Origin of the sequence: Paenibacillus sp. TC-CSREp1, assembly GCF_050171015.1 — a bacterium.
GTDB classification, from domain to species: Bacteria; Bacillota; Bacilli; order Paenibacillales; family Paenibacillaceae; genus Paenibacillus; species Paenibacillus silvae.
Genome location: NZ_JBNOKM010000006.1, coordinates 43,691 through 68,963 on the forward strand (window position 1 = coordinate 43,691; position 25,273 = coordinate 68,963).

Below are 25,273 nucleotides of genomic sequence, written 5' to 3' on the forward strand. Positions count from 1 at the left end.
TGCATTGCGTATAATCAACTTTTGACAGAAGCATATTGCATTATTCTTCTAAAAAACGGGGTCGTGGTCTGCGGATTGCGATATCCCAACACTAATCAAGGGCGTGTAGGACAAGCTGCTCATGCAAGTAGCCGTGCTCGTCGTATTGGATAACAGGAGGCAATGGACATGAACAACATTCAAGAGATTTTGCAGCACAACCAATCATTTGTCGAGACTAAAGAATACGAGAAGTATACGGCTAGCAAGTTTCCAACCAAAAAGATGGTCATCATCACTTGTATGGATACCCGTCTGGTCGAGTTGCTGCCCAAAGCCATGAATCTGAAGAATGGCGATGTGAAAATTATTAAAAACGCCGGTGCGATTATCTCTCAGCCTTTCGGAAGTGTTATGCGTTCCGTTCTGGTTGCCATCTATGAACTGGGCGCAGATGAGGTTCTCGTTGTCGGACATACGGAATGTGGCATGGCGTCACTGCATGCAGAAACGATGATTGGTCATATGGAGGAACGTGGTGTTTCCAAGGAAGTCATGTCTACACTGGAAAACTCCGGCATTCGTTTGCAAAAATGGCTGCGCGGGTTTGACAGCGTCGAAGAAGGGGTAAAAGGTACTGTGCAGGTCATCAAGAAACACCCCCTGCTTCCACCGAATGTGCCTGTTCACGGCATGGTTATCGATTCTTACACAGGTAAGCTCGATCTTGTCGCTGACGGGTACGAACAACAGGCATCTCTCTAAAAATATTTTGCATTTGCGGGCCCTCGGGTCCGCTCTTTTTTTGTCTAAATTAAGGCAGTTAAGCTGTCAGGTTGTCAAACCATACAGTTTCAGTGTACACTTTTATGAAAGCGGTCAACGAAAGCGAATAAGATGGTTTTCCTTGACCCAGCCCTAATATTAAGGAGACATGTGCATGAACATACTTTCCTACGGATTGCTCGGGCTGCTTACCCGCGAGGAGTCTTCCGGTTATGATCTGATGCTGAAGATTCAGCCGCATTGGCAGGCCAAACACAGCCAGATCTACCCGCTCCTGTCCAAGATGGAAAACGATGAGTTACTCGCCTCCCGCTGGGTACAACAGTCTGACAAACCGGACAAAAAAATGTATGCAGTTACGGACAAAGGCATTCAAAAGTTGTTGGAGTGGATGATCACTCCAGTCACTGCACCCGTTACACGTGATGAATTCAATCTTCGTATTCTCTGTGTTGGTATCGCCGAAGATGGAAGCATGAGACGTATTCTGAATGAGCGCAAAAGCTGGTTTATGGAACGGATACGGTATTTTGAAGATTTGAAATCACGTATACCTCAGGACAACCTTCGCATAGGCAGCCGTGAATTCGGCAGTTACATTTTGGTGCAGAAAGGGCTGATGAACGCCCAAACCGGTCTGGAATGGTGTAATTGGGTGACCCAGCTTCTCGATGGTCAGGCGGCCATTCAGGACCCCAGTCCAAGTATTTCAGAAATTTAATTTAAAATTTTGAAACGTTCCAGCAAGTCAGCCGTATTACTTGAGTAAGGCCCATATTTGGGTGAAGCAAACAAATTTAATCAGGGGGTTACGATCTATACAATGAAGAAAAAATTTGGAATTAAACATCTGATGATGGTTTTCATGGCGTTTACACTTTTGTTCGCAACCGTTGGTGTTACCAATCCGGACAGTGCTGATGCAAGACGTGGCGGTGGCGGTTTCAAATCTGGAACGAAAAGTTACACTAACACCCCTAAGAAATCAGACAATAACGTAAGTCAGTCCAATTCCCGTAACAACTCCAATACTGGCGCAGCGGCGAATAACCGTGGCGGATTCTTTGGCGGTGGCGGCGGATTTATGAAAGGTATGATGCTGGGTGGTCTGGCTGGTATGCTGTTCGGCGGATTGTTTGGCGGCATGGGCGCACTTGGCAACATTCTCGGCTTGCTCGTAAACGTAGCGGCAATCATGCTGATCGTTATGCTGGCTATGGCACTCTTCAGAGCAATCACGAATCGCCGCAAACCTGCAGCAGATGGTCGCTACGACCGTCGCGATGATCGTGACGATGATCGCAACAGAAACGGACGGTACTAAGCTCTATGGTTCTAAGTATGGATGAGATTGTGAATGCGATCTGCATTCACATGGCAGAGCGTAAAGGGGTACGTCCTACAGATGTAAATGTGGAGTTAAGCTGGGAAGAAGATACGGGATATTCCGCAGAAGTCTGGATTCAAGGCCGCAGTCAGTTTCTGGTCGAGTCCAACATGATTGAAGCGATCCTGCGATACCTGCACAGCGAATACAACATTCGAGCGTACCGTGAGGATGTCACCCTGGATCTCGATGAAGAGATCACAGCGATTGTGAATCAACAATACTAAACAGGTAACAGGTCAAGCATCTGGCCTGATATACGAAAGACCGTCTCTCCTCTGTCATCTGACAGAGATGGAGACGGTCTTTTTGTTATGAATCCTGGAATCGGTTCTTTTGCTATAAAATTTAGGATCGGTCTTTTGCTAGAAATCTAGGCTTGAAGTTTAACCAGGCTGTAGTTCTTTTTACCTTTGCGGATAATAATGAACTTGCCACCGATCGCATGCTCTGCGGATACTGTAAAATCAAGCTCGGTAATTTTCTCACCGTTCATGGAGATCGCGCCTTTGGTCACATCCTCACGGGCTTGGCGTTTGGACGGCTCCAGACCCAGCTCCACCAACCAGTCAACGATATTTTTAGCCTCGCCGTCTGTTTCATAGGTTGGCATCTCCTTGAAGCCCTGCTCGATCTCATCCGCTGTCAGGGAACGAATATCACCGCTGAACAGAGCAGCTGTAATACGTTTTGCCTGCTCCAGCATCTCTTCACCATGAACAAACCTGGTCATTTCCTCGGCCAGTGCCTTCTGTGCTTCACGTTTATGCGGCTCTGTCTCCACCTTCTCAGCCAAGGCCTCAATCTCTTCTTTGCTCAGGAAGGTGAAGTATTTCAAGTACTTGATAACATCCCGGTCATCCGTATTTGCCCAGAACTGATAGAACTCAAAAGGTGTTGTTTTGTTCGGATCAAGCCAGATCGCGCCGCCAGCTGTTTTACCAAACTTCGTACCATCTGACTTCAGCATCAGCGGAATGGTCAATCCGAAAGCTTTAGCCTCTGGTCCTTCTTTTTTGCGAATCAGATCCAGACCGCTGGTGATATTGCCCCACTGATCCGACCCACCGATCTGCAGCTGTACATCCTCCGTCTGGAACAGGTGCAGATAATCGAGGGATTGCAGGATCTGGTAGGAGAATTCCGTAAAGGAGATACCACCTTCAAGACGGCTCGCCACCACATCTTTCGCAAGCATAGTATTCAGGTTAAAGTTTTTACCGTAATCACGCAGGAACTCAATGATGTTAATTTTGTGAGTCCAGTCATAGTTGTTCACCATGCGAACCTGATTGTCACCTTCGGTCATAAACAGCTTTTTCATCTGTGCAGTCAGTGCGTCCACATTGGCCTGCACCTGTTCCAGCGTCTGCAAGGAACGCTCGGACTGACGACCACTTGGATCACCAATCGTACCTGTTGCACCACCGATCAGGATCACTGGACGGTGCCCCGCAAGCTGGAAGCGTTTCAGCATCATAAACGGAATCAAGTGTCCAATATGCATGCTGTCACCTGTTGGATCTACACCGCAGTACAAGGAGATTGATTTCGTCTCTGTCAGTTCTCGCAGCCCTTCTGCGTCCGTTTGCTGGTTAATGGCATCGCGCCACTGAAGTTCGTCAATAATGTTCATTCCAATAACCCCTTTTCTTTGATCAAAATACAGTCATGACTTACGTTCTCTGGTGCGGAAGATGACATTGCAACGGCATTTTTGAACACAAAAAAATCGTCGCCTTGTCTTCATAGACACAGGGACGATTAGAATAACCGTGGTACCACCCAAATTGCATGGATAACTCTCTGAACGTTCATACGCTCAAATACTGTAATCCATACCACTTTCAGCAATGTATCGTTTGCTCATCCGCTTGGCATTACCCAAGTACTCCAGAGTGTAATTCGCAGCCCTTGTATGTATCAGGTTCCATCACCCCCTGACTTTCTGTAACAGGGACAAAGCCGCTACTGCGCTCTATCAACGTAATTCATGTATTTAATTATAGCCAGTATAGCGGAACGTTATGGGCAATGCAAGCGTAAGTATCCCGATTACCCAATGCACAATAAAAACAAAAAGTTCTATTCCCTCTAAAAAAACGTTGTCCTAATAGTCAATATTCAGCCAGTATAATGAATTATAACCCGATCCGAAGCTGGTCATGATAATACTCATAGGCCTTCTCTGCCACGTGGTCGTCGTTATTCCACAGCTGCTGATCCAACTCATCCAGAAGCTGCTCTTGTTCAGCTCCAAGATATCGCGGAATGTCCCATAGTGCCGTCAGCCTGTCATCATCGGCCAAAGTCTCAAAACAAGCATACTGCTCTTGAATATTGCTCAGCACCTGATGAGCACCAATCGTATGCAGTGCCCGGCAAGCGAACTGATAAGCCTCTTCTCCCCAGTTGCAGAAAAACTGCATGAACCCGCCATTATAGACATCAGCCTCAAGCAACCATAAGGCCGCAATCTCCTGTTCATGTACGGAAAGCGAGGCCCAGCCGCCCTCAGAGCTGTTCTTTTTCTCCACAAAAGCGAGTGCATAGTCATACCAAATATCCTGAATGTCCTGCTCACTCATGTTATTGCTCTCCCTTCTTCCTGGGCTGATAACTTTCCAGTTCGTGCCGTTTGCCGCCAAGGTGCCATGAGAGATAAGGCTCACCGATGTTTTCAAAAGCCGCTCGAACGTTGTTTTCGATTTCCTGCCACACTTCACTTGTGTAGTCAAGATGTGTATGCACATTATCGACACCATACTTCTTGAGCAGGTTGACATGTGCAGCTGTGAAAATCATATCCTCCAGTAGCCAGTATAACACCTCTTCTGTCTGCTTCAGCTTTCTAGTCAACGAAGGTACACCTCGTTCATAGATCGTTACGATATAATAGTCATCATCAATCTCGACGTAAGGTACACCTTCCCATTTAAACGTTTCACCCAAGCGGTTCACATAACTCTCCATCTGTTCCCTTGGATACACCGTCCGCGATAACAACGAAAGGAGCTCTTCTACGAGATCCTGTATACTAAGAATTTCGGATATGAGGGCCACCTTCCTTCTCTGAATTCTTCTGACACATTCTAATGAAAAAGCTGCCCTTCGGCAGCTTTCTCCCTTTTTCAGTTTATATCGTACCTGTCAGGTCCCGCAGAACGTCTTATACGCAGGATCACATGACACAGGCTTGGCAGCAAATTGCTCCTGTTCTGGCGTATACGCATACGGATGCTGGAGAATATCCAGCAAAGGCTGAAGCAGCGTGTAGTCTCCATCCCGCTCCGCTCGTTCCAGCACCTCTTCTACGCGATCGTTCCGTGGAATAACGGCAGGATTGCTGCGTTTCATCAGCTGCATCACCGCATCAGCAGATTCTGATTGTCTGCCTAACCTGGCTTGCCAACGTTCGTACCAGTCATTCGAATCCGAATGGGTGCTCAGCGTCGAGCTTTCCCATCTGTTCTGTGTCAACGCGACAAAAGTATTCGTGTAATCCGCAGCATGCTTTTCCATCAAGTCCAGTAGGTCTTTCACCAGCACTTCATCTTCTGATTCTTCGGAAAACAGTCCCAGCTTGCCACGCATCCCCGTTAACCAATATTGATGATACAGCTCCGAGAACTGTGCAATAGCATCCTGGGCGATCTGTACAGCCTCGTCTTCATCATCATGCAGTAGCGGCAGCAGAGTTTCTGCAAAACGCGCCAGATTCCAGCCTGCAATATATGGCTGATTCCCATAAGCATAACGCCCCTGTGTATCAATGGAGCTAAAAACCGTTGCAGGATTATACGTATCCATAAAGGCGCAGGGCCCGTAGTCAATCGTCTCTCCGCTGATGGCCATATTATCCGTATTCATCACCCCATGAATGAAGCCTACACACTGCCATTTCGAAACAAGCTGCGCCTGAAGCCGGATCACTTCCTGAAGCAACCTCAGGTAACGCTGCTCGTTATGTTCAATCTGTGGAAAATGTCGCTGCAGCGTATAGTCTGCCAACGCACGCAAATCCGCTACCTCTCCCCACCTTGCAGCATACTGGAATGTAGCTACGCGGATGTGACTCGCTGCAACCCGGGTGAGAATAGCGCCTGGCCGCTCGGTTTCACGATAAATGCTCTCCCCCGTAGACACCACAGCCAGACTCCGTGTTGTCGGGATTCCCAGGCCATGCATTGCTTCACTGATGATATATTCACGAAGCATGGGGCCAACAGCGGCACGCCCATCCCCTCCGCGAGAATAAGGTGTTCGGCCCGATCCTTTTAACTGAATATCCAACCTGTCTCCTTGCGGGGTAATCTGTTCACCCAGCAGGAGCGCACGTCCATCTCCAAGCATATTAAAATTGCCAAATTGATGGCCTGCGTAGGCCTGCGCCAGAGGCCTTGCGCCATCAGGCAATGTATTGCCTGCGAAAATCGCTGCACCTTCAGCACTTTCCAGTGCATCTGCCTGTAATCCAAGGCTGGCGGCCAGTGTTTTATTCAATATGATCAATTCAGGCGACTGGACAGGTACTGCATTCTGGCTTGTATAAAAGGCTTGCGGCAGCTCGGCGTAGCTGAGCTCCAGATTCCAGCCTGCTTCTACAGCTTTCTTTTTCATGGGTCACACTCCTTCTTCATAACAAAGGGTTCCTTTGTTTATCTTCGTGTAGCCTTTGTGAACCCATGCTCATTTATGTAGTCGCATGGACATTTCAAGGTATTGCATTTCATATTCTGACAAACAGCATCATCTTCTTACTGGACTCCGGCTTCTTCTTCGCTTACTTCGAAGGAATCGGATAATCCGTAACGATCACATTATCGACCCAACCGTTCAGGGAAGCGACAAACGCCTGATGTGCAGGATGCGGACCATATGCGCGTAACGCTTCCTGATCTTCAAATGTTACTCTTAATCCCAACGTAAAACCTTGAATCCGATCCGTCTCTTCGGTGATGTTCACTCCGGCGGTCAGATCAATAATTCCGGGAATCTGGTCCTGAAGCGCAAGCAATTGCGATACAAACTCCTGCTGCTTGGCAGGCGTAATCTTGTCATTAAACTTGAAAACGACCAAGTGTTCAAACATCCAGTTCCAGCTCCTTAGAAGAACAATTTTACATCTATGGCGTGTCTCCATTATTTTAAATTAAACCTGTTCTGAACTCAAATGAATTCCCTCATCCCGCCATTTCGGTATAATAAGCAATATCGTTCAAGAAAGCGGACTTGCATGCACGTTATACTAACGACAACTTACCAGAAAGAAGGTGCATCATGAATCGCGAAGTTCGAACTGTCGTCTATGATACAGATTTGAAGCTGGAGGCTTATCAATTTGAGGGCATCATGCAGAAGTTCCCGAATCATTTTCACGACTATTATGTGATCGGATTTATTGAAGAGGGCAAACGGCATCTGGTCTGCAAAAATGAAGAATATATACTAAACAGCGGGGATATGATCGTTTTTAATCCACATGACCCGCATGCCTGCGAGCAGGTAGATGGGCGCAAGCTGGATTACCGGTGTATTAATATTCAGCCTGAGGTGATGGAGGAGTATGTTCGTGAGATTACAGGGCAAACGTATTTACCACGCTTCACCGCCCCTGTTCTCTACCAAAGTGAGCTTGTGCCTTCGCTGCATGAACTGCATCAGATTATTCTTGATGAGCAGTCTGATTTCTGTAAAGAGGAGCTGCTGCTCCTGCTTCTGGATCAGATGCTCAAGGATTGTTGTGATCCTGGGCCGCCCGAACCTGCCCAGCATGTTACTTTTGAGATCAGACAACTGTGCAGTTATATTGAATCCCGTTACGCTGAAAACATCACCTTGAACGAACTATCCGAGATTTCAGGCATCAGTAAATACCATCTGCTGCGCCTGTTCACTCGTCAAAAAGGGATATCCCCCTACCGCTATCTGGAGACCATTCGCATTAATCAAGCCAAGCGCCTGCTGGAGCAGGGTTTGCAGCCTATTGATGTTGCTGTACAGACAGGTTTCAGCGATCAGAGCCATTTCACTAACTTTTTCAAAAAACTGATCGGATTAACACCCAAACAGTACAGTCGCATTTTCAATCACGGTTCTGAATCAGTTCGCTTGCAGGAGAGTATCCAATGACTTCAATACGTCATCAGAGCCATAGGTCCACCGGACATCTTCTTGCTTTGTTTACCATCCTGATCTGGGGAACAACCTTTGTTTCGACTAAAGTGTTATTGGTGGATTTCACACCGATCGAAATTTTGCTGTTTCGTTTCCTGATCGGATATGTCATCTTATGCATCATCTACCCGCGGATACAGCGGGTCGTATCTATTCGGGACGAAGCGTTATACATCTGTGCAGGCTTATGCGGCGTAACCTTATACTTTCTTATTGAAAATCTTGCCCTGGTGTATACAACAGCTTCCAATGCAGGCATCATCGTATCTGTCGCTCCTTTCTTCACCGCTGTATTTGCCCATTTCTTCCTGGATGGAGAAAAGATAACCCGCCGCTTCCTGGCTGGATTCGCCATAGCGATATGTGGCATCATACTTGTTACATTCAACGGCAGTTATATGTTACAGCTAAACCCTGTCGGTGATTTGCTTGCCTTCATTGCTCCTGTGGTATGGGCCATTTACTCTGTACTGATGCGTAAAATCAGTTCACGCAAGGTTCATATGATTGGAGCAACACGCAAAGTTTTTTTCTATGGCCTGCTCTTCATGCTGCCAGCGCTGTTTCTGTTTGATTTTGAACTAAACCTTGCCCGGTTCTATCACATCTCTAATATTTCCAATCTGCTCTTCCTTGGCGTAGGCGCTTCTGCTCTGTGCTTTGTGACCTGGAATCAAGCTGTCAAGCTGCTTGGAGCTATTCATACCAGCGTGTATATCTATGTTGTGCCTGTAATTACGGTGGTGTCCTCCGCCCTTATTCTTCATGAACGATTGACATGGGTGAGCATTCTGGGCGCATCCCTTACGCTCTATGGTTCTTATGTTTCAGAGAGTAATTCGAGAAAAAACAAAAAGAATTTTACTTTATCCAAATTACACCGCAACGCTTGATTCACTCCTGTCGTAAACATACGTAAAAACGTGTGTGTAAAAAAAACAAAAGACACGCCTCTTTCAAAGGGTTCGTGTCTTTCTGTCTTTTTGTCAGCCTCCGCAGCCTTGCGCGAACTACTCTCCCATTTCTACCGCATTGAATGAACGGTTATCCGATTATTCCTCATGCCCGGGATCATTTCAAACGAGACATTAACAGCTCAAGCTCCTGCTTCTGCAAGTGTCTCCATTCCCCCCGTTTTAATTGCTCATCCAACGTAATGTTCATAATGCGAACCCGCTCCAGCTTCAGCACCCTGTATCCAAGTGCCTTACACATTCGGCGAATTTGCAGATTCAGCCCCTGTGTCAAAATGATGCGAAAAACCTTCTCATTCACCCTTTGCACTTCACAAGGCTTGGTCACCACGTTTAAAATTTCCACCCCTGCTGACATCTGCTGTACAAATGAATCCGAGATGGGCTTGTCTACAGTGACGATATATTCTTTTTCATGATTATGCTCTGAGCGCATCATCTTGTTCACAATATCTCCATCATTGGTCAGCAGAATCAAACCCTCCGACGCTTTATCCAAACGGCCAACCGCAAATATGCGTGCAGGGTAGTTGACGTATTGAATGATATTGCCTTCAACATGTTCAGCAGCAGTGCAGACGATACCTACGGGTTTGTTCAACAGGATATACACGGCTTCCGGATTTCGCTGTGGGATGCTCTCACCATCCATATGCACAACGTCTCCATGCTGTACCGTATCTCCCTTTACACATACCTTGCCGTTAATCGTAATCCTGCCAGCTGCAATTCTCCTTGTCGTCTCCCTGCGGGAGCAGTATCCTGTCTCACTTATGTACTTGTTGATTAACATCGTTCACCGCATTTCTTCGTTTTACTCCATCATATTTCATCATTCATTATCATCGTCGTCCAGAAACCAAACTCCATCTTCTCATGGATTGGCTCGTGAAGCAACTGCGTCTCGTACTGTATAAAATCCATGTCAGATATTGCGACCGAGAAACGTTATCTCGCCAAGCTTTAACATAATTTTACAAAAAAATAGCTTGTACATTTTCAAATTTATGGTATAAATTAGATGTGAAAATAAACATATATTTCAATTTATAAATTTTATATCCATTTAGGAGGTACACATTTGAGAACGATCTTCGCTTTAAGCTGCGGTTTCTATCTGTTAATCGGCATAACCAGCGTAGTTCTGGGTGCACTTCTGCCTGTTTTATTGCCACATTACGAGCGCGGCTACAGTGACGGAGGATTTTTGCTGTTTTTGCAGTTTCTCGGCTTTCTTGTCGGTGTTCTGCTGTCTCCCTCCATGACTGCCAAAATGGGTCGCAAATGGATGCTCACGCTGGCATTGATCTGCATCGTGGCAGCTTATCTTCTGCTTGGCTGGTTGCCATCATGGGAGATCGTGCTGCTGTTAACCGTTATTGTAGGCTTTGGCTCAGGGATTATTGAACCTTCCGTAGGAGCCTTCACGATTGAATTTACAGAGAACCAGAAAGCCGTCGCCATGTCCAAGCTCGATGTGTTCTTTGCACTGGGTGCACTTCTTATTCCCGCCGCTGCGGCCTTGTTTATCTGGCTGGAACAGTGGCACCTCACCTTCTTTACCGTTGCGATTCTGGCTTTCATGCTCATGCTGCTGTGGGTAAGCATGCCACGATCTGCCGCACAATATCTGGAGCAAGCCGGAGAGAATACGGCTGACCTACGAACAGAAAAGAAATCCCGTTATTCCAAAAAGCAGCTGGGGCTGCTCACCATCTTTGTTGTGTTTTTCTTTGTGTATATGGGGCTTGAGCTTGGGCTGATGAATTTCCTGCCCTCCATTCTTGTAGAGCGTCTGGAGCTGTCGGAATCCATCGCTTCCCTTAGTGTTTCCATTTTGTGGATCGCGATGATTGTGGGCCGTCTTTTCTCGGGTAAAATTGCTGAAGCCGTGCAGTATATGCCGTTCCTGATCTGGAGCACGGTCGGAACATTACTGTTTACCATGTCCATGGTCTTTGTATCTGGTCAATGGGTCACATACGTGCTGATTTTTGGTACAGGTCTGTTTATGTCCGGGCTATTCTGTATTGCGCTGGTCTATGCCAACGTACTGATCCCTGGTATGACGGAAAGAACGACCAGCATTCTCATCGCTTCCGGCGGCATTGGTGGTGCAGTCTTGCAATATCTAACCGGGTGGAGCATGAGTGCATGGCCTGTCGTTGGAACCATCTGGATTTTGGCAGGATTTTGCGTTCTTTTATTACTGACTCTTCTGCTTTCCTATCTCTGGAACACTCGACAGGATATGCTCGGCTCAACCTTCACACAGCAAACCAAGGAAATATAAATTTCAGCGCATCACAAAGTACATTCACTTGAAGTCTTGAAAGGGGTGATGCAGCCCATCCGGAAAAAATTCGTATAGTTTAACCCAGCTTGTACACCAAAATATTGGAGGAAATTGCATGCAGACTTTAACCAATAACCGCTTTATCGTCGGAAACGGGATTAAGTTGATTGACGATTCAGGTGTGGAATACCTTGACGGCGTCTCGGGCACGTTTAATCTGTCACTGGGTTATAATCACCCGCATGTAGTCCGTAAAATTCAGGAACAGGTCGGCAATCTTACGCATATGTCCTCCTCCTTCACCGAACCTTATGTCAATGAGGTGCTGGATCACTTGGTCGAATACGCTCCTAACGATATCAATACCGGATGGATGCGGGATATTACCGGGTCCACAGCCAATGAGTGCGCAACGAAAATAGCTCAAAAGTATACTGGCTCAACGGATATTATCAGTCTGTATCTCTCTCACCATGGACAGACCCAATTTGCAACAGGCATCTCGGGTAATGCCTTCAGACGCAAACGTTTCCCCAACTCTTCTGCCGCCAATGCGGTTCATGTACCCGCCCCGTATTGTTACCGTTGCCCGTTCAAAAGCGAAAGCAGCGAATGTGGCTATCAATGTGTTGAAGCGATATCAGATGCGATTGATTACGCAAGTTCAGGCTCCGTCGCCTGCATGATTATTGAACCTATCCTCGGAAATGGCGGCAACATCATACCTCCGCTCGGATATTTCCAACGTCTGCGCAAGTTATGTGATGAGAACAACATGCTGCTGATTGCCGATGAAGTCCAAACCGGGATCGGTCGGACAGGCACCATGTTTGCCAGCGAGCTGTTTGATATTCGTCCCGACATGATTACCCTTGCCAAAGGTTTGGGCGGCATCGGAGTACCCGTGGCTGCTGTGCTGATGCAATCACGGTTGAACGTGCTGGAAAAGCACGAGCACTCCTTCACCTCGGGAAGCAATCTCATCTCGGTTACTGCCGCCAAATCCACGATGGAAGTTGTATCTGAACCCGGTTTCCTGGATGCAGTGAAACGCAAAGGCATGTTACTCGGGGGATTGCTGCAAGAGCTTGCACAGAAATACCCGAGCATTGGTGAAGCCCGCGGTGTCGGGCTGATGTGGGGGCTTGAAATTGTCGGTGATCAGAACGAACCGGATACGCCAAAGACCAATGCCATTATTGACCGCGCTTTTACAGACCAGAACCTGATCCTGCGCAGTTCACGCTATGGCTTTGGCAACGTTGTTAAAGTAAGGCCGTCCCTGACCACAACGGAAGACGAGCTGGTTGAAATTGTTGACCGATTGGACAAGGTTCTGGCAAGCGTTCATTAAACATTTTTATCATACCGAACACATAAGCAGCACCGATCAATCATTAATCATTAGGAGGTCTGATCATGCTTGCATTAATATATAAATCTGCATGGGAAGTTGCGCTGGAGGAACGGCCTGTTCCCGAGATCACCAGAGATAACCAGGTGCTTGTCCGCATCAAAGCAACCGGTGTATGTGGTACTGATCTGGGCATTGTGAGCGGGAAATATCATGCAGTCCCTTCTGTTATTCTAGGTCATGAATCCGCAGGTGAAGTGATCGCTGTCGGTTCCGCCGTTACCACCCTGCAGCCGGGAGATCGCGTCGTCATTGATCCTACATATTATTGTGGTCAATGCGAGATGTGCAGAACCGGCAGACAGAACCACTGCACATATAAATCCGTTACAGAAACGGGCGTAAGTGCAGACGGGACGTTTACGGATTATTACGTGACGGAAGATCGTTTTTTATACAAATTAAAAGACCATGTAAGTTATGAAGAAGCTACGTTAACCGAGCCGCTGAGCTGTATGCTCACAGGTATCAACCAGATTCATCTGTTACCGAATTTCCGAACCATTATTCTCGGGGCCGGGCCGATTGGCATTTTGTACAGCTATGCGCTCGCTTCCAAAGGGGTAACCGGAAGTCTTGTCGATATCTCGGAGGAACGTCTCGCCATTGCAGGTTCCATAGCACCAGACCGCTGGCAGGTTCATTCCTCCTTCGAACAGGCAATTGCTGACATCGCTCCCTCAACCGGGCAAGTGGATATGATTGTGGATACAACTGGCGTTGTAGGCACCCAGGTGTTATCCCAGCTCGCGAGCGGTGGCTATTTGATGCTGGTTGGTTTGCGAGATGGAACGACCTCCTTTAATCCGAAGGAAGTGGTGGACCGCAGTCTGAAAATCATCGGCTCCATCGATTCACTTGGAACATTTGCAACAGCACATTACATGATCGAACAGCAGATTATACCTGCCAAAAAAATTATTACACATTCATTCCCTCTGGAAGATTATGAAGAAGCGTTCCGCACACTTGGATGTGATATTCAAGGGCGCACGCTGCAAGCTTCTTCCAGCGCCATCAAGGTTGTGCTGCAATCGAATTAACCTCTCCATTCTCTGACTAAGGCTGGAATGCTGAATCGAAAGCAGATACACTAGAATTACAGGATACAGGTGAACATCTTTCAAAAGGAGGAAGCAGCATGACAGCAAACCATGAGAATGGACATCAGCAGGATAACTTGATCAATAAGGATGGACATGAGCCCATTCAGGCGGTCATTTTTGATATGGATGGCGTATTGATTGACAGTGAACCGATCTATTTCGAGATTGAGCGGAGTTCATTTGATTATTTCGGTGCAGACGTTACCGTTCAGGAGCATCATTCATTTGTCGGGGTAACGCTTGAATCCATGTGGGAGCAAGTCATTAGCAAATATCAGGTCAAGGCACCGCTGGATGAAATCCTTGCATATCATCAGCACAATGTGATGGAGAAGATGCTTGCTCACGCCGAACTTGTTGCCATGCCTGGCGTGGAACGCTGGGTACAATGGCTGCATGAGCAGCGCATTCCGATTGCTGTAGCTTCCTCATCCCCGCGCGCGCTGATTGATCTGATTATGGACAAAACAGGATTGGCGCCGTACTTTGAAATACGCATGACGGGTGAAGAGGTTGAGCATGGCAAACCGGCTCCGGATATTTTTCTTGCGACAGCCGAACAGATTGGTATATCGCCGGCGCGGTGTATTGTTATAGAAGATTCACGTAACGGCGTTCAGGCCGCAAAAAGTGCGGGCATGCGCTGTATCGGCTATCTTAATCCAGGCTCAGGAAATCAGAATCTGTCCCGCGCCGATCTGCAAATTTCCAGTTATGATGAGCTGTGGACTATGAAGGATACATTGCCTTTTGAGAGCCCAGCACCGAACTTATCCAGCTCACTTTAATTGCCTGACCAGATCGGAACATGTATTTAACCAATTAAACCAACCTCATCGGTGACAAAACAAACCCTGTCCAGCCCCAATTCTTGTGAATTGAAGCTGGACGGGGTTTTTGCTTGCTGCATGTTCAATAACAACGAAACGCTTGCATGGTACTTTAATCTGAGCTGGTTATACGGAAATATCCAGGCTGCCGCCCAGGTTGGGATGTGGAGCCGGCACGGATTTTAACATCTCAGCCATCTGCTCACCTTGCTGCTTTGCCATATCTTTGGCCATTGACATGACCTGAAGACTTGCCGTCTGTGCCACCGAAGCCTGGCTCATTCCCATTGACAGTGCTGCAATATCCATGTAATCCTCTCCTTTCTTTCTTATCGCATACAGGCGTACTTAGAATATATCGGTTTGAAGGAAGCCTTTGTTTAAACCCGATTCACAAAATCACCCTTCAAGAAAAAAAACAAACAGCCACTGGTTTATTAGAGCCAGGGCTGTCTGGGTAGACGACGTGCTTTACAAACGCTGTGATGTCATCAAATCAAGTTCGTTGATGTGCACTTCCGGGTTCATTACCACTTGTTTAATTATAGCAATAAAATGTTTTTGAATCTGTTCAACCGTGGTGATATCATACACCTTGGCATTGTACTTTAACATGATTTTCATTTGCTCATGGGGTATAACAATTAAAGTAAAATCAAAACTATTGTGTTCTGTTCCCCCGACATTCGTAATTTCAAGCGGATTTTCACCTTTTCGGCCCAAATCCTGCAGCCGATCCTGAACCGGAAAATTCTGATACACGACCACATGGTTAATCAAAGCCTGTTTTTGCTTGGTCAAATTTTGAATATCATACAACGAGTACGTATCATATGCGTGTGAATCCACCGCTTGTGCTTGGGTTCTTCTTAGCAGCGTTGTAAAGGATTCATCACCCTCAGCGCGGATACGAACAGGAATGGCATTAATAAATAATCCGATCATGCTTTCAATCCCCGGGATGACTGGCGGTCTGCCCGATACAACACTGCCAAATACAACATCTTTGCTTTGATTGTATTGCTGCAGCAATACACCCCACACGGTTTGCACAAACGTATGCAGGGTCACCTGCTGCTGCTCTGCAATCTGTTTCATTTGCTGAACCAGTGCCTCATGCAGATGATAATTCAACGTCCTGGAATCCTGTCTTTCATGCTGCGTTTTGGTTTTTTCCCCAGGCAATCTCGTTTGTCCCTCATACCCTTCCAGATAACGACTCCAGTAGGTTATTGCTGCTTCATTGTTTTGCTGCTCCAACCATTCAATGAAATGACTGTATGGCGTCAATAGAGTCATTTCAGGTTTTCGATTTTCCCGAATCGCAAAATAATTTTCAAAAATCTCTTTACTTATAAGCGACATACACCAGCCATCCATCAAAATATGATGAAAACTCCAGATGACACGATATTGCTCCCGGGCTGTTCGGATCACAGACATCCGCATTAACGAATCTTTCTGCAAGTCAAATCCTCTGATCTGATCCTGCTCGATATATTGATCTACATACGTTTGACGCTGCAATTCACTTTTGTCTGTTATATCCTCAACTTTAAATTCAAATTCCTTCTCCTTATACACAATTTGCAGAGGAATGTGCAGCAATCCATTGTAAAAATTAGTTCTTAATATCGCATGTCTTTGCATGATTTGATTCAGGCTGCGTGCAAAAGAGTCCACGTGCAATTCTCCGCGCATATCAAACAAGATTTGTACAAAGTACGCACCCGAAACGGGATTCCGTTCACTTTCGTACAGCATTTCCTTCTGTAAAGGGGTCAGTGGGTACACATTCTTGATCTGACCGATATTCCGGGTATATTCCACCATTTGATCCCATTGATCCATCGTTAATGCCTTAAGTGAAAGATCACTTGGCGTAAGTTCAGGTTGTTCTTTAGTTATGCAATGCTCCATTATTTTACGAAGGTTATCCTTATAATAACAAGCCAGTTGTTCCATCGTTTCCCGCTGATATTGTTTCTGACTATAACTGATGGACAGGGAGAGCCTTCCCTCTATGACGATACCATTAATATTTAACACAAACGGCCTCTTGTTGTTTTCACTGACAGAAGGTCCGCCGGAATACGTTGAAAATTGAATACCATCCTGCTTCGAATCCTGATTCACTTGCCCCATATAATTAAAACTGATTTCGGGATTTTTCACTAATTTATCTCCCTCATCTTGCTGTGACAAGTACCTCAATATTCCATAACCAATCCCTTTACTCGGGATCTGACGCAGTCCTTCCTTGACGGATTTGATTCTCCTGGATATGCTTGCCCCGGCTTCCATGTTAATCATAACCGGATACATACTCGTAAACCATCCCACTGTACGTGTGATATCCAGCTCTGGAAGGATGTTTTCTCTACCGTGTCCTTCCAGGTTTACGAGCATTTTATCCTTACCTGTCCAATCATGAACGGCCATTCCGAGAGCGGTTAGCAATATATCATTAATCTCCGTATTGTACGCATGATGAGTCTGCTTTAATAACTGCTCCGTTTCCTCGGCTGTCCAATGTATGGTAATCGTCTCGCTGTCTTTTCCGATCGTCTGCCTACAATCCATATCCTTAGGCAGCGGAGCTAGCTCAGCCTGTTCCACAGACTGCCAGTAGGAATACTCTTGCTTCATCACCGGCTGATCGGCAAAGGCTGATAATTCTTCTGCCCACTGTTTAAACGACGTCGTTTTCTGAGGAAGATGGATCTGCTCCCCCCTCAGGAACTGTTCAAGCCCTGTTTGAATATCTTCATATAAAATACGCCACGATACACCATCAATCACCATATGATGAATGGCCATGAGCAGATGATCACCATCAGCACATTGAAACAAGCCAAGTTTAATCAAAGGACCATGATGCAGGTCCAAGCTGCTCTGGATTTCTTTTGCTTTAATTTCGACCAAGGTTGCAGGATCGACGCTGCTCTTCAGGTCGAAAATGTCCAGACTGTATAATCCTTCTTCTTCAGCTCCACGGTTCCATGCTGAGTATCCGCCTTCCTGCGATTGACGGTAAACGATGCGAAGGGCATCATGCTGTTTGACGATGTTGTTCATGATGCTGTGAATAAATCCGATATCAAACCGGTCTTTGCGGAAAAACATCATTTCCTGATTGTAATAATGCGCGTCCACCATGTTCTGATCAAAGAACCAGCGCTGAACAGGTGTCAGCATGACTTCTCCTGTAACTTCCCCTTGATCATAATGAGTGCTCACGGATGTCGCATGTTCACTTAGTTCCGCTACGGTTGGATAGGTGAAGAAGTGTTTCATTTCCACTTTATAACCCGATTGAAGCAGACGAGATGCCACTTGAATACATTTGATGGAATCTCCGCCAAGCTCAAAGAAATGATCCGACCTGTTGATTCTCTGAACTCCGAGCACAGCTTCCCAGGCAGAGATGATCGCTTGCTCCACCGGGCTTTGTGCTGCCGCATATTCGGCTTCCTGATCTACACGTTCTTGTGGAGAAGGCAATGCCTTCCGGTCAATCTTGCCATTGGAGGTTAACGGAATGTGCTCTAATTGAACAAAATACGACGGGATCATGTAATCCGGGATTTCGTGAGCTAATGCCGCTCTGATTTCCCTGGCTGTCAATGCGCTGCTTCCTTTCCAATAAGCGCATAGTTGCTTTGATCCATCCTCATTTTCATGGGCGATTACAACCGCTTCCTGGATCATATCCATTTTTAAAATAGCTGTTTCCACTTCTCCCAGTTCAATGCGATAACCCCGAATTTTCACCTGATGATCGATCCGTCCCAAATATTCAATATTTCCATCCGGCAGCCATCTTGCTGCATCTCCGGTTCGGTACAGCTTTCCTTCCGTGATCCAGGCATGTCCTACGAATTTTTCTGCCGTCAACTCAGGTCGATTCAGATAACCTCTGGCCAGCCCCTCTCCTGCGACATACAACTCTCCTTGAACACCAATCGGTTGCAGCTGTTGCTGTGTGTTCAAAATATAGGTTTGCAGTGTCGGGATCGGTTTGCCAATATTGCTTTTTCCTGCCTCGATTTCAGTTTCAGTGATTTCCTTATAAGTCACATGAACGGTAGTTTCCGTTATGCCATACATATTGATCAACTGAATGAATGGATATTTCTCCCTCCAGTTTTTTAATAACGCCGGATTGAGAGCTTCCCCTCCAAATATCACTTTCCTTAAATGCAGACTTTGTTCGCGACTTGCCAACTCCTCCTGAAGGAGATGGTAGAAATACGTTGGCGTTTGATTCAATATGGTGACCTGCTCATCTCTTAACAATTGCAGAAATTGCTGCGGGCTTCTGGCTGTCATCTGTGGAACAATGACCAGTTTACCGCCATAGAGCAATGCACCGTACATTTCCCATACCGAAAAATCAAAACAGAAGGAATGGAACAGCGTCCATGTATCCGATGGTTTAAAATCAAACCTGTTCTGGCTGTTGAACAGTAATCGAACCACGTTTTTATGTTCAATGCATGTGCCCTTGGGTTTGCCTGTCGTTCCCGAGGTATAAATGACGTAGGCCAGCCCTGTCGGGCTCACAGTCACTCCAAGGTTGGAATCCTCTTTATGATACGCGTGCAGATCATCGAGGCAGATAATTTCTCCTGCAAAAGAAATGCGTTCTTGCAGATGGCTTTGCAGCAGCAATACATGTATACCCGAATCCGCAAGCATATAGTTTACACGATCCTCAGGATATTCAGGGTCAATTGGTACATATGCACCCCCCGCCTTCAAAATCGCAACAATTCCCACCACCATATCTAACGATCGATCAGCGATAATTCCGACTAACTGATCCTGTTGAACTCCTTTGGCATGCAATGTTCTTGCCAATTGATTGGCTTTTCTGTTCAGTGTCTGATAGGTCAGCTCCTGACCTTCAAATACAACAGCTACCTGTTCAGGAGTTCGTTCCACCTGCTCCTCAAACAGTCCATGAATTGTTTTGTCTATTGGATATTCAGCCTTCGTGTCATTGAACGATACCAGAATTTGCGCTTTCTCCTGTGCTGTCATCAGGTCTATATCATTGACCGGAACATGAGGGTTGTTGACCACCTGCTGCAACAGTTGAATCAAGTGACCGTGAATCCGTTCTATACCTGCCCGATCAAAAACATTGGCATTGTAATAGAACATGCATTTCAGCGCTTGGCCTGGTTTGATAATCAGGTTAAAATCGTAATTGGTTTGTTCATCTGCTTCTACATTTGTAATTCGAAGAGATGTCTCCTCTTGGTCCCCGAACTGTTCTGTAATGCCTTGTACAGGATAATTCTCAAATATAAGAATGTGATCGATTAAGTTTTGCTTTTGTTTGGTCTCCGCTTGAATCTCATATAACGGAAAAGTTTCATGCAGGTGCGAAGCGACAGCTTGCTCCTGATTCCGCTTCATGATCGAAGCAAATGTCTCGTTTCCTTGCGATTGAATCCGAACAGGGATGGTGTTGATAAACAGGCCGATCATGCGTTCAACCCCAGCAATCGCGGCAGGTCTGCCTGATACCACACTCCCGAACACAACATCCTGGCTGCTGTTGTATTTCTGCAACAGCATTCCCCAGGCAGTCTGCATGAATGTGTTCAGTGTTACCTGATTCTGGCTTGCAACTTGTGTAATACGTTCGGTTAGTTCCTGACTCAGTGTGCAGATCAGATTCTCGGAATGATATTCGTTGCTTTTCGGAATGGCATGCTCTTTCGGCAAAGAAGTTTGCTCCTCATAACCCTGCAAATAATGACTCCAGTATTTCAGGGATGCTTCATGATCCTGTTTATCCAGCCATTCGATATAATGTTTGTAAGGCGTAACGGCTTGTTGCTCCCGTTTTCGTTGTTCCAGAATGGCAAAATAACCGTCGAACAGCTCCTGGATCACCAGAGAAAGACACCAGCCATCCATCAAAATATGATGATAATTCCAAATAAAACGATAGGTTCGATCATGCGTCTGCAAAATCGATATCCGCATCAATACATCCTTGGATAAATCAAAGCCTTTCGTTTTATCTTTCGTTGTATACGCCGCCACGTAGCCATAACGATCCTCTTCCTTCATATCACGCAAATCTTCATAGTAAAGCCCGTTTGGCTTATGACGATAAACGATCTGCAGGGGGCCGTGTTTCCATCGGCTGTGAAAATTCGTTCTGAGAATCGCATTCCGTTTGATCAGTTGATCCAGACTTCTCGCAAAAGCGTCCACATCCAACAATCCATGAAGATCCAGCGTCGTTTGAAGCACATAAGCTTCAGAACCTGAATGAAGCATATTATGGAAGAGCATGCCATTTTGCATTGGCGACAGCGCATATATATCTTCAATTTCACCAATAGGTTCAGCTTCGCGAACCAGCCCTTCCAACTCTTCGATGGTCATGCCTTTTATGGACAGGTCACTTGGTGTTAATTCCGGCTTCTCTTTGATCATGCAATGCTTCATTAATTCATTCACATGATTTTTGAAATAAACCGACACTCGCTCCATCGTTTCTTTTCGAAATTGAGTGCGGCTATACTTCCATGACAATGACAACCTCCCTTCCACAATCATTGCATTGACATCAATAAGCACATTTCTTCGGTGATCCCCGCTCGATTCTGCTCCGCCTGAATAAGGAGAGATTTGCATTCCGCTATGCTGGAGGTCCTGATCAAATTGTCCCAAATAATTAAAACTAATTTCAGGATTCAGCGTCAGCGGCGCCTCTTTGCCATGTGTGCTTATATATCTTAACACCCCATATCCAATCCCTTTTTTCGGGATACTGCGAAGGATTTCTTTGTTTGTCTTGATAACCTGAGATAAATGGGATATCCCTTTCATGTCAAGCACAACCGGGTATTGACTCGTAAACCATCCAACCGTTCGTGTAAGATCAAGATTCGGCATAATGTCTTCTCTGCCATGTGCCTCCAGATTGACAAGAACCTCTTCCATGCCTGTCCATTGACAAATCGACATGCCTAATGCGCTAAGCAGCAGATCATTAATCTCCGTGTTATAAGCACGGTTGGCATGTTTCAATAATTGCTGTGTTTCCTTTACCGTCCATTCCATTGTTAGTTCTTCGCTGTCTTTTTCCAGTGCATCATTCGTTTTGAAATCCGTCGGCAATGGCTTAAAGCAGGCTTGTTCCATTTCACTCCAGTAGTGCAATTCCTGTTTTATGACGTCACTGTCCGCATACAACTGGAGCTGCTCTGCCCATAATTGAAACGAAGCCGTTTTCTGGGGCAGTTGAATTTCTTTTCCATGACTGAATTGCTCATAACTCTTCGACAGGTCTTCTATCAAAATTCGCCATGAAACCCCGTCGATCACCATATGATGAATGACAATTAACAGATGATCGCCATCTGCGCATTGAAACACACACAGCCTCATCAAAGGGCCCTGCTCCAAGCTTAAACTGCGCTGAAGTTCATTTGCTTTCTTCGCGATTTGAAAAGACGGATCTGCTGACGACTTGAAGTCCATCACTTCCAATGTATAGAATGATTTTTGTGATTCCAGCCCTTGATTCCACGCCTCATAACCTTGTTCCGTACGATGATACACCATGCGAAGCGCATCATGATGCTCAACCATTTTATCGAACACATGGCAAAGTATGGTCTCTTGAAAACCTTCCGGCCGATGCAGCATAATAGACTGATTATAGTGATGGAGGTCCACCTGGTATTGATCAAAAAACCAATGCTGGATCGGAGTCAACAGCACTTTGCCTGTAACGGTTCCCTGCTCTGACATCGTGCTTACAGGCTGAACATAGGGAATCAGGCTTGCAATGGTCGGGTTCTTAAACAAATGATCCATCTGTACCTGATAACCTGCCTGGTATAACCTCGAGGAAACCTGAATGGATTTAATTGAATCCCCGCCCAGCTCAAAGAAATTATCCAGGAGTCCAACATTCTGCACCCCCAGTACAGCTTCCCAGATCGATGCCAGCTGTTGTTCCAAAATGGTCCGCGGCGCTTCATACTCCATGCCCTTCAGCATATGTTCTTTGGGTGAAGGCAGTGCCTTACGATCCATCTTTCCATTGGACGTCAGCGGCATCTGATCCAGTTGTACAAAATAGGACGGGATCATGTAATTTGGCAGTTGACGGGACAGCCCTTCCCGCAGCTCTGCAACAGTTATTGCGTCCCCTCCTACAACATATGCACATAATTGCTTTGTTCCCGTTTCGTCCTCTGTGGCGATTACGACCGCCTCTTGAATCCCGGTTATATTTAAAAGGGCAGCCTCCACTTCACCAAGTTCAATCCGATATCCACGAATTTTCTCTTGATGGTCCATTCTTCCGATGTATTCAACATTTCCATCAGGCAGCCATCTTGCAAAGTCACCCGTCTTGTACATTCTCGCTCCCGGCACAAATGGATCATCGACGAACCTTTCTGCCGTCAGATCAGGACGATTCAAATATCCTCTGGCGAGCCCTGGCCCCGCTACACATAATTCACCCTGTACGCCAACAGGTTGCAGTTCATGATGTTCACCTAAAATGTAGACTCGATTGTTCGCAATTGGCTTACCAATAGAGATATGTTGCTCCGTGGAGTTAATCGAAAGAATGGTGGATACCACACTGTTTTCAGTCGGACCGTACTCGTTGCACACTTCGATTCGTGGATTGATGCGGTTCAATCGTTGTATTAACGAAGGCACAATCTTCTCTCCCGCAGCAACCACATTTTTGATCGAAGCCCAATCCTCTGCTTGTGCTTGTTCCAAGAGGGTCATCAAGAAGCTGGGCGGACTTTGAATGTGCGTAATTTCCTGATTTTTGATTATTGAATTGATCGCCACCGCATCTTTACACTGTTGACGGTTTAACAAATACACGGTCGATCCTGAGATGATCGGGCCAAAAAAATGAGTAATGAATGAATCAAACACAAAGGGATTCAGCATTAATACCCGGTCTTCTCCGCTAAAACGATAAAAATCCGATTTCCATTGCAAGGAATTCACAATGCTGGCGTGTTCAATCATGACACCTTTGGGGTTGCCTGTTGTTCCTGAAGTATAGATCATATAAGCCAGATCATCCGCACGGACGGGGTGCTCTATATTCAAATGACTGTTATTGCAATGGGCCTCAGCATCGAGAAGGACAGACGTTCCTGCATATTTTCCAGGCTTCTGTATATGACCGTGATGCAGCAACCAGGCCACATTTGAATCCTCAAGGATATACTGAATACGATCTGCCGGATATTCTGGATCGATGGGAACATAAGCTCCCCCGGCTTTCAGAATACCGAATAATCCTACAATCATCTCCAGCGAGCGCTCCGCCATAATTCCAACGAATTGCCCCGTCTGCACCCCTTTATCTTGAAGAGTCCGGGCTAGCTTATTAGATTGTTGATTTAATTCTCTGTATGTCAACGACCTATTCTCAAATATCACGGCGGGATGATCCGGCGTCCGCTCTACCTGTTCTTCAAATAATTGATGCATTGATTTATGTTGCGGATAGTCCACCCTTGTATCGTTAAAATCAAATAACAGCTTGTTTCGTTGAGACGCTGACAACATTTCGACTTGACTTAACTCCAGATCGGGCCGGTTCAGCATGATGGCCAATAATTGATCAAGATGTTCTGCAGCCTGGATCATATAATCTCGATCATAACGCTCTGCATCATAGACTAATTTCAAACAAACAGCCTCATGTTCCAGATCAAAGTGGAACATGGTCGCTGCTCTAACGTTAGCTGCAGGGAGATTATGTGCTTTCCCCAATGAAACCAACGTATGGATCATAGGTACGTGGTTCGTATCGTACTGAATATTTAAACGTTCAACCATTTTTCTGAAAGGAATTTGTTGATGCTGGACGGCTTCACTTAAACTGACCTTCATTTGATTAAATGCAGATTTAAAGGACATCGTAGAATCCATATGATTTTTCAGGAGCAGAACCTTGTTTGAGAGCGAGAGATCACTCTTCTTCTCTTCGATCGCTCTCATGCCCATAATCATTTTGGTTTCATTGGTGTATTTGTATAACAGACATTGAACTCCGGTTAATAATATCGTGTAGATTGCCATTGGCACATTTCTGGAAATGGACTTGATCTGTTTGCATACTTCGGCTGACATTGGCTTATAAATATAATCCAGATGGTGTCTTTCGTCTGCATGTCTGGAATCAATCTTGCAATAAGGCAGATGAACAAGAACATCATCATCTTCAAATCGGCTTGCCCAATACAATTCCTGTTCTTTGAAAATAGACATACGGCACCCCGATCACTATTTGTATTTTAGG

At 45.9% G+C, this 25,273-nt stretch carries 18 protein-coding genes and 1 other annotated feature; of the genes, 10 read left to right on the plus strand and 8 right to left on the minus strand.

The window, feature by feature from the left end; genetic code table 11:
• Positions 1–168 precede the first annotated feature (168 nt).
• The 4 genes from ACQSGY_RS10440 to ACQSGY_RS10455 all read left to right on the plus strand — a co-directional run bounded on the left by ACQSGY_RS10440 (position 169) and on the right by ACQSGY_RS10455 (position 2,379).
• Positions 169–744, plus strand: a complete 576-nt coding sequence (locus ACQSGY_RS10440) for a beta-class carbonic anhydrase (protein WP_186322833.1) — start codon at positions 169–171, stop codon at positions 742–744.
• A gap of 175 nt (positions 745–919) precedes the next feature.
• A complete protein-coding gene (locus ACQSGY_RS10445) occupies positions 920–1,486 on the plus strand; it encodes a PadR family transcriptional regulator (protein ID WP_145401384.1) in 567 nt (188 codons plus the stop codon).
• 102 nt (positions 1,487–1,588) lie between these two features.
• On the plus strand, positions 1,589–2,089 hold the full coding sequence (locus ACQSGY_RS10450) for a hypothetical protein (RefSeq protein WP_090916855.1): 501 nt from the start codon (positions 1,589–1,591) through the stop codon (positions 2,087–2,089).
• A 5-nt stretch (positions 2,090–2,094) separates the two neighbouring features.
• Positions 2,095–2,379 (plus strand): YxcD family protein, encoded by a 285-nt coding sequence (locus ACQSGY_RS10455; protein ID WP_111273688.1) that lies wholly within the window; start codon positions 2,095–2,097, stop codon positions 2,377–2,379.
• Positions 2,380–2,525: 146 nt separating this feature from the next.
• Here the strand turns inward: ACQSGY_RS10455 and tyrS are convergent, their stop codons facing one another.
• The 5 genes from tyrS to ACQSGY_RS10480 form a co-directional block, all read right to left on the minus strand.
• Positions 2,526–3,788: a tyrosine--tRNA ligase gene (gene tyrS / locus ACQSGY_RS10460; RefSeq protein ID WP_216514574.1), complete on the minus strand. Its 1,263-nt coding sequence runs from the start codon at positions 3,786–3,788 to the stop codon at positions 2,526–2,528.
• Positions 3,789–3,905: 117 nt separating this feature from the next.
• Positions 3,906–4,146, minus strand: a binding site (T-box leader).
• A 147-nt stretch (positions 4,147–4,293) separates the two neighbouring features.
• Entirely contained in the window at positions 4,294–4,740 is a 447-nt protein-coding gene (locus ACQSGY_RS10465; protein ID WP_427051844.1) for a DMP19 family protein, read from the minus strand.
• 1 nt (position 4,741) lies between these two features.
• On the minus strand, positions 4,742–5,158 hold the full coding sequence (locus ACQSGY_RS10470; RefSeq protein ID WP_427051845.1) for an Imm63 family immunity protein: 417 nt from the start codon (positions 5,156–5,158) through the stop codon (positions 4,742–4,744).
• A gap of 144 nt (positions 5,159–5,302) precedes the next feature.
• Positions 5,303–6,772 (minus strand): protein adenylyltransferase SelO, encoded by a 1,470-nt coding sequence (locus ACQSGY_RS10475; RefSeq protein ID WP_427051846.1) that lies wholly within the window; start codon positions 6,770–6,772, stop codon positions 5,303–5,305.
• A 163-nt stretch (positions 6,773–6,935) separates the two neighbouring features.
• On the minus strand, positions 6,936–7,244 hold the full coding sequence (locus ACQSGY_RS10480) for a Dabb family protein (RefSeq protein ID WP_111269198.1): 309 nt from the start codon (positions 7,242–7,244) through the stop codon (positions 6,936–6,938).
• A gap of 188 nt (positions 7,245–7,432) precedes the next feature.
• Between ACQSGY_RS10480 and ACQSGY_RS10485 the strand changes: the two genes are divergently transcribed.
• The gene (locus ACQSGY_RS10485; protein WP_427051847.1) at positions 7,433–8,284 is read left to right on the plus strand and encodes an AraC family ligand binding domain-containing protein; all 852 of its coding nucleotides are present in this window, start codon (positions 7,433–7,435) and stop codon (positions 8,282–8,284) included.
• A complete protein-coding gene (locus tag ACQSGY_RS10490) occupies positions 8,281–9,222 on the plus strand; it encodes a DMT family transporter (protein ID WP_427051848.1) in 942 nt (313 codons plus the stop codon). Before ACQSGY_RS10485 ends, ACQSGY_RS10490 begins: the two co-directional genes overlap by 4 nt.
• 178 nt (positions 9,223–9,400) lie before the next feature.
• Here the strand turns inward: ACQSGY_RS10490 and ACQSGY_RS10495 are convergent, their stop codons facing one another.
• Positions 9,401–10,096, minus strand: a complete 696-nt coding sequence (locus ACQSGY_RS10495) for a pseudouridine synthase (RefSeq protein ID WP_427051849.1) — start codon at positions 10,094–10,096, stop codon at positions 9,401–9,403.
• Between the two features lie 288 nt (positions 10,097–10,384).
• On the opposite strand from ACQSGY_RS10495, the gene ACQSGY_RS10500 reads away from it, so the two are divergent.
• From ACQSGY_RS10500 to ACQSGY_RS10515, 4 genes are all read left to right on the plus strand, one after another.
• Positions 10,385–11,596: an MFS transporter gene (locus ACQSGY_RS10500; RefSeq protein ID WP_427051850.1), complete on the plus strand. Its 1,212-nt coding sequence runs from the start codon at positions 10,385–10,387 to the stop codon at positions 11,594–11,596.
• A 118-nt stretch (positions 11,597–11,714) separates the two neighbouring features.
• Entirely contained in the window at positions 11,715–12,953 is a 1,239-nt protein-coding gene (locus ACQSGY_RS10505) for an aspartate aminotransferase family protein (protein ID WP_427051851.1), read from the plus strand.
• A 65-nt stretch (positions 12,954–13,018) separates the two neighbouring features.
• On the plus strand, positions 13,019–14,056 hold the full coding sequence (locus ACQSGY_RS10510; protein WP_216514594.1) for a zinc-dependent alcohol dehydrogenase: 1,038 nt from the start codon (positions 13,019–13,021) through the stop codon (positions 14,054–14,056).
• Positions 14,057–14,154: 98 nt separating this feature from the next.
• On the plus strand, positions 14,155–14,907 hold the full coding sequence (locus ACQSGY_RS10515; RefSeq protein ID WP_427051852.1) for an HAD family hydrolase: 753 nt from the start codon (positions 14,155–14,157) through the stop codon (positions 14,905–14,907).
• A 168-nt stretch (positions 14,908–15,075) separates the two neighbouring features.
• Here the strand turns inward: ACQSGY_RS10515 and ACQSGY_RS10520 are convergent, their stop codons facing one another.
• Positions 15,076–15,258 (minus strand): YjfB family protein, encoded by a 183-nt coding sequence (locus ACQSGY_RS10520; protein WP_427051853.1) that lies wholly within the window; start codon positions 15,256–15,258, stop codon positions 15,076–15,078.
• Between the two features lie 162 nt (positions 15,259–15,420).
• Positions 15,421–25,242: an amino acid adenylation domain-containing protein gene (locus tag ACQSGY_RS10525; protein WP_427051854.1), complete on the minus strand. Its 9,822-nt coding sequence runs from the start codon at positions 25,240–25,242 to the stop codon at positions 15,421–15,423.
• Positions 25,243–25,273 lie beyond the last annotated feature (31 nt).